This is a genomic window from Flindersiella endophytica, from assembly GCF_054779015.1.
In genome coordinates this window covers 55551-61872 of the sequence record NZ_BAAGYY010000008.1, presented here as the reverse complement: position 1 = coordinate 61872, position 6322 = coordinate 55551, and the positions used below count along the sequence as shown (strand labels likewise).

6 protein-coding genes are annotated in these 6322 nt (G+C 70.1%); all 6 read right to left on the bottom strand.

The genetic code is table 11. The features are described from left to right. Nucleotides 1-135: 135 nt before the first annotated feature. The 6 genes from ACYVF6_RS05280 to ACYVF6_RS05255 all read right to left on the bottom strand — a co-directional run bounded on the left by ACYVF6_RS05280 (nt 136) and on the right by ACYVF6_RS05255 (nt 6218). Complete coding sequence (locus ACYVF6_RS05280) at nt 136-2193, bottom strand: GTP-binding protein (RefSeq protein WP_460516397.1); 2058 nt, start codon at nt 2191-2193, stop codon at nt 136-138. A gap of 170 nt (nt 2194-2363) precedes the next feature. Next, on the bottom strand, nt 2364-3116 hold the full coding sequence (locus ACYVF6_RS05275) for a hypothetical protein (protein WP_460516394.1): 753 nt from the start codon (nt 3114-3116) through the stop codon (nt 2364-2366). Between the two features lie 4 nt (nt 3117-3120). After that, nucleotides 3121-3405, bottom strand: coding sequence for a hypothetical protein (locus tag ACYVF6_RS05270; RefSeq protein WP_460516391.1), 285 nt, complete (start codon nt 3403-3405; stop codon nt 3121-3123). Between the two features lie 432 nt (nt 3406-3837). Continuing rightward, the gene (locus ACYVF6_RS05265; protein WP_460516388.1) at nt 3838-4284 is read right to left on the bottom strand and encodes an NUDIX hydrolase; all 447 of its coding nucleotides are present in this window, start codon (nt 4282-4284) and stop codon (nt 3838-3840) included. Nucleotides 4285-4349: 65 nt separating this feature from the next. Next, nucleotides 4350-5540: a glycosyltransferase gene (locus ACYVF6_RS05260; RefSeq protein ID WP_460516385.1), complete on the bottom strand. Its 1191-nt coding sequence runs from the start codon at nt 5538-5540 to the stop codon at nt 4350-4352. A gap of 282 nt (nt 5541-5822) precedes the next feature. Then, nucleotides 5823-6218 carry a hypothetical protein gene (locus ACYVF6_RS05255; protein ID WP_460516382.1) on the bottom strand — a complete coding sequence of 132 codons (396 nt, stop codon included), beginning with the start codon at nt 6216-6218 and terminating at the stop codon, nt 5823-5825. Nucleotides 6219-6322 lie beyond the last annotated feature (104 nt).

Genomic DNA, 6322 nt, shown 5'->3' with positions numbered 1-6322 from the left:
GGCCGTAGCCACCCGCTACGACAAACTCTCCACCCGCTACCAAGCCATCCTCGAAATCACCGCCATCAACGAATGGCTTCCCTTACTTCGAAACACGCCCTAGCCCGGGCTCCACTCACACGCCTGTCGGAAACGTCAGGCCGGCTCGCCGAGGCCGGTCACGCGGCGCTGGACGCGCAGCAGGTACTCCTTGCGGTCCAGCGGATTGTTGTCGGTCCGTGGCCGTTCCGGGCTGCTGCCGCGCACCGGCTGGTAGTGGTCGAAGGCGTACTCCAGCACGCCTTCGCCACGCGTCAGGCCCGGCAGTTGCTGCTGCAACTCGTACACGTTCGCCGCCGGCAGGTCGCCCTCCAGCACGCACACCGTGCCGCGCGTCTCCGGGGCGTACGGCACCACCTGCAGCTTGGCCAGCGCCGGCAGCAGCGGCCCGAGCACGTCGGCCGGCACCTCCAGCCGGAAGTGGTGGATCGGCTCGTAGACCGTCGTGCCCGCCTCGCGCAGCGCGCTCATCACGACCAGCGGCGTGAGCCCACGGAAGTCGGCGCCGGTGCTCGACATGCTCTTGTCGAAGCCCTGGTGCGAGTGGCTCTGCCGCGGTGCGTAGCCGGTGTGCGTCAGGACGACCAGGCAGTCGGTGACCTCCCAGCCGCGCAGGCCCTGGTGCAGGGTGTCGTAAACCGTGTCCTCGACCGCCTTGTAGAACGCGGGCGGCATGGTGCCGTGCACGGAGACGTCGAGCTTGAACCGTACGCCGCTGCCGACGGGCGCCGGCTCGATCCGCAGGCCGACGGTGGCGAGGAACGGGTTCGGATCGCCTTCCAGGGTTGGCGCGATGCGCTGGTGCGTGCTCGTGCCCTGGCCGCTGCCCATGAACTCCACGGCACTGCCCGGGCCGTTCGGCCGCTCCACGCAGATCGTCGTCGACTCGCGGAACGACACGGCCAGGCCGAACTCCTCGGCCAGCTGGTGCTGGATGACTTCCTTCTGCACCTCGCCGTAGAGCGAGACGAACAGCTCCTGCCGTACGTCGTCCTGGCGCAGGTTGATCAGCGGATCCTGCTCGGCCAGCTGTGCGAGCGCGACCCGCAACGGCCCGCGCTCGCGCGGGTTCTCCGGGATGACGACGGTCTCCAGCGTCGGGGGCGCGAAGTAGTGGTGCTCGTCGCTGCCGGAACGCTCGCCGATCCGGTCGCCGATCTGGATGTCGGCCAGGCCCCAGAGCTTGGCGATCTCGCCGGCCCGGACCTCGCCGCGCTGCACGACGTCGCCGTTGTCGAACACCTTGACGCCGGTGACCTTGGCCGACCTGCCGCGCCCGAACGCGATCCGGTCACGCGCGTGGATGCTGCCGGTGAACATGCGGGCGTACGCGATCTTCTCGCCGTTCGGACCGCGCTCGACCTTGAACACCGTGCCGTCGACGTCACCGCCGGCGTCCCGCTGCTCCGCCGGCAGCAGCTCCTTGATGGCGGCGGTCAGCTCGGGTACGCCGCTGCCCGTGATCGCCGAGCCGAAGAACACCGGGTGGACGTTCGCCTGCCGGGTCTGGTCGGCGAGCGCGCGGCGCAGCTTGTCGTACGGCGGCGGCGTTGCGTCGTTGACGTACGCCGCCAGGAACGCGTCGTCGTGGTCGGCGATCAGCTCGGTGAGCCTGGTGGTGAACGCTTCGTCGCCCGCGCCGAACGGGCGGAAGCCCGGCTCGCGCGTACCGAGTCCGCTCGCCGCCCCCATCGCGACGACGGCGGGCGTGAGCTTCCCGGCGATCGCGTCGAGCGTGCCTTCGGCGGTCGCGCCGGAACGGTCGATCTTGTTGACGAACAGCAGCGTGGGGATGCGCAGGCGTTGCAGGGTGCGCATCAGGATGCGGGTCTGGGCCTGCACGCCCTCGACGGCCGACACCACGAGCACCGCGCCGTCGAGCACGCTGAGCACCCGTTCCACCTCGGCGATGAAGTCCGGGTGGCCGGGTGTGTCGATCAGGTTGACCGTGACGTCGTCGATGGCGAACGACACGACCGCCGACTTGATCGTGATGCCGCGCTGGCGCTCCAGCGCGAGCGAGTCGGTCTGGGTGTTGCCGTCGTCGACGCTGCCGATCTGGTCGATGACGCCGGCGGCGTAGAGCAGCCGCTCGGTCAGGCTGGTCTTACCGGCGTCGACATGGGCCAGGATTCCCAAGTTCAGAATGCGCACTCTTCGTGATGTCCTCGAGATAGGCGAACGGGAGTCTCGGAGCGGACATACGCGAACGACGCATCGGCACTTTCTCCTTGGTAGATCTACTGGACCGCAGCAGTACAACAGGCGGTGGCGGCCTCGGGCAAGCGATTATTCGGCGGTACCGGCCGCGGGGCCGCCACGGATCAGCCACGCATCAGCCGCAGGTCGTCGCCCCAGCCGTCGACCGTGGCGCCGTGGCCGTTGGCGCGGGCGAGCGGTTCGAGGTCGCGGAACAGGCCGCGCTGCGTCTCGGCGTCCCCGTCGGCGAGCACCCGCTGGAGGCGGGGCAGCAGCGTCTTGGTCTCCCAGCCCGGGTCGCCGAGCGGGTGGCGTTCGAGCTCCCAGCGGAGGTACTTGTTCGGCGGCCGGATCCGCTCGTGCAGCGCGAACAACGTCCACAGCAGCAGCCGTACGCTCTCGGCCGCGTCGAAGTGCGCCTCTACGAGGCGCCCGTCGCGGGCGTTCTTCAGCGAGCGATAGAGCAGGTTGAGGTAGGCGTCGAGCATGTCGGGCAGCGCCTTTCGGTGCCGTTCCGGGAACGTGCCGGCGTCCGCGACCAGCGCCGCGAGCTCGCCGTCGAGCCGGTCGATCACGATCCGGGCGTGGGCCATGATGTAGCGATCCTCGTCGCCGTTGCCGAGCACACCGGAACGCAGCTCGGCGAACGAGGTGGTGACCCAGAGATCGAGGCCGTGCGCCTTCCGCGGTTGCCAGCGCCGGCGGCCCTGCTCGCTGTCGTCGACGATCAGGCCGAGGTCGTAGTCGGAGAGCGCGGTCGCCATCCCCTCGAACACGCGCGAGCCGTGCACGTACAGCCCGAGCACCGCCGGATCCTCCTGTGCCTCCGCCACGAGCTCGGCGAAGGACCGGTCGGCCACGGTGCTGTAGTCGTCCATGTGCTCATCCTTCAGGCAGGTCCTCCAGGTTGTCGAGCTCGCCGCCGCCGGAACAGGTGGCGAGGTATGGCGTAGCCAGGCAGGTTCCGCGCGGGCAGTAGGCCAGCGCATGAATCGTCGCCGACGGCCCGGCACCGTTGGTTCGCCACTGGTCACCGGCCCTGATGCTCTCGACGACTTGCCGTCGCGTGTAGTGGCGGCCCGAGTCGGTGATGACGCCTTCGAGGTGCCGGTGGGAGCAGTCCTCCGAACGCTCCTTGCGGACTCTGGTCACGGTATAGGTGCTCACGTGCCCTCCTCAGGAACGAGGTCCCTGTGTTGACTGGACCGTCCAGGCCACCTGGGAGTTACACGCGAGGCAAGCCGAGCCTGACAGCGCGCGCCGACCGGGACAGCCCGTCCAGCCGCGACGGCGGCACCTGCCCGATCTGCTTGCCACGGCGGTCACGGAGCGGCCGCGCTGGGCCGCCCTTACTTCGTGCTGCGGATCGGAGAGACCTCGTTGCGCTCGCGTCGGCCTTTCGACCTTGGCGGCTCCTGGTTCCACCCGCTGTCGCGCAGCGTTCCGCGCTGATGCTCGAGGGTGAGCTGGAGTCCGCCTTCGACCGCTACCAGCCGGTGGGCGGCAGCAGCCCCGAACGGCCACGGACCGACAGCGAATCCGCTGGATCGCAAGGGCCGCGCGTCCCAGCGCTGCGTGGCCGGCCTCTCAGAGGGGGAGCTAGGACCAGCCGTGGTGCACCAGCCGCTCTCCGCGGCGGAAGGCCACGATGCCCGCTGTGGTGTAGGGGTAGGTGGTCTCGGGCACGGCGTCGAGTGGGTACCAGGCGATCTTGGCGCACTTGTGCGGCTCGGCGTTGACGGGTTCGCCGTGGCGTAACGGGTCGTGGGTGGCGTGGAAGAAGAAGCCGATCCGCGCGACCTCGGCCTGGTTGCGGTAGTGCACGGTCGACACGAACTGGGCCTCGCCCGGCGCGAGGGAGAGCCCGATCTCCTCATGAGCCTCTCGACGCAGGGCGGCCTCCAGCGGCTCCCCCGCTTCGAGCTTGCCGGACGGGACGTTCCAGCAGCCGTCGGCGTAGCCGGTGCCCTGCCGCAAGGCCAGCAGCACCTCGTCGCCGCGGGTGAGGATCAGGAGAACGTCGATCACGACGCTGTACTGGCTCATGGCACAGCACCCTAGACGCCCGCACCGACATAGCCGACTTGCCAGGCGGGCAAGGCGAACCCGGCCTACGACACAAGCCGCTCCAGCCATCCCACAGCGTGCTCGACCGGCGGTGCGGCCACGATCTCGCCGGCCAGCCGCCCGGCCGCAGCCCGGTAGCCGGGCTCGTCCAGCACCGCCCGGACCGCCGCCCGGATCTGCTCCGGCGAGCGCGCCTCCGGCGGAGCGACCACCCCCGCACCCAGCTGCGCGCACCGCTCGGCGTTCCACGGCCCGTCGGCCGCGATCGGGGTGAACACCACCGGCAGGCCGGCGGCCAGTGCGCCCAGCACGGTGTTGGATCCGCCGTGGCAGATCATCGCGGCGCAGACGGGAAGCAGCCTGCTCTGCGGTACGTAGTGCTCGACCCGCGTGTTGGCCGGCAGCGCGCCCAGCCCCGCCGGATCGAGGTCGCGCCCGACGGTGACGATCAGGTTCACCGCCTCGTCGGCCAGCGCGTCGACGATGGCCCGGAACAGCCCGGGATAGACGCCGGGCAGCTTCGACATCTCGGTGCCGAGCGTCGCGTACACCGTCGGCCGGTCGGAGGGCAGTTCGGCAAGCCAGGAGGGCGCCACCCCCGTCTCGCCCTCGAGCGGCTCGGGCCGGATCACCCGCGTCGTCGGCAGCCGGGACACGCCGGTGGCCTCCAGCGAGTCCGGCGCGTGTGTCAGCTGCAGGTAGCGGTGCCGGAGGACGAGGCCCGGATCCGGCGGCAACCCGTTGGCGACGCGGATCGGGTCCAGCGACTCCGCGACCGTGTCGTAGAACCGGCCCGCCAGCTGCTGCAGGCTGACGTTGACCGTCGCGTACGGCAGCCCGAGCAGCTCCGCCGCGACCGGACCACCCAGCTCGCCCTCCTCACTGACGATCAGGTCCGGGCGGAACTCGCCCGCGACCTCACGCAGGTGCGGCAGGATGATGCGGACGTTGGGACCGCTGAAGATCCGGATGGCCAGCCCGTTTCCCGCATCCGACGAGGCCGGATCGTCGAGCGGCAGTTCGAACAGCCGGGCATACAGCCCGGCGACCTCGGGGTCGGACGCGTCGTCCCGCCCCGCGGCGAACGTCGGGAACCCCGCCGCCTCGACGGTCGGACGGTACGAAGCCGGGCAGGCGACGGCGACCTGGTGCCCGGCGGCGACCACCGCGCGGGCGATCGGCACCAGCGGATGGAAGTGCCCGGCGCCCGCGGTGGTGGTGAAGAGGACTTTCATACCTCTCGTCTACCAGAACGGACGCCGCGCCACAGCCGAGCCCTGGCGCAGCTTTGGCGTAGAACTCCGCGATGTCCTTGGCCGGCAGCTCCGGCGCCTAGACGATCTGTTCCAAGGGGTCGCCGGTCAAGCGCGCGGCGCATGGCGCCGCGCTGGCAAGGCGGAGGAGGAGCCAGGAGGGGCCTCCGGCGATCGACGACAACGCAGCCAGCGTGGATGCCAGGCGTCGCGCGTCAGGCGACCCCTTGGAACAGATCGTCTAGTGCGCGATGTAGTGCGACGTCAGGTCGTAGACGTTCCACGACTGGATGTTGTGGTGGTCGCGCTCGGCGAACCGGCCGTACGGTTGAACCAGTAGATCGCGATGTGCGTCAACACGAAGTCGTCGTCAAGGCCGGCATCCAGCAACTGGCTGTTCCAGCCGACCAGGCCCGCGGGCGAGTCCTCCAGCCCGTGCGCCAGCGTCTCGGGCTGCTGCGACTGCAGCTGGTTGAACGCTCCGGCGTGCTGCCAGAACCATCCCAGCGTCTCCAGCGCCTTCTGCTCGTCCGCGGACAGGTCCTGCAGCTCCGCCGGATCACCGGATCGCCGGACGGGAACGAGAACGCCTGCGTGACGTGTACGCCGACCGCCGCAAGGGAGAGTTTGCCCGGCTGGGATTTGCCCCGTAGCATGCACCTCGTGACTGCCGGGTCGGCCATTGGCCATGCACGAGTGAGGTTCCCGGTCACCAGGTGACCGTGGGGCGGGCGAGAAGCCCGCCGATGTCGTTCTCTCTTGTC

Coding starts and splice junctions, on each gene's coding strand:
- ACYVF6_RS05265 (WP_460516388.1), bottom strand. CDS start 4,284: ATGAGCCAGTACAGCGTCGTGATCGACGTTCTCCTGATCCTCACCCGC.
- ACYVF6_RS05275 (WP_460516394.1), bottom strand. CDS start 3,116: ATGGACGACTACAGCACCGTGGCCGACCGGTCCTTCGCCGAGCTCGTG.
- ACYVF6_RS05260 (WP_460516385.1), bottom strand. CDS start 5,540: ATGAAAGTCCTCTTCACCACCACCGCGGGCGCCGGGCACTTCCATCCG.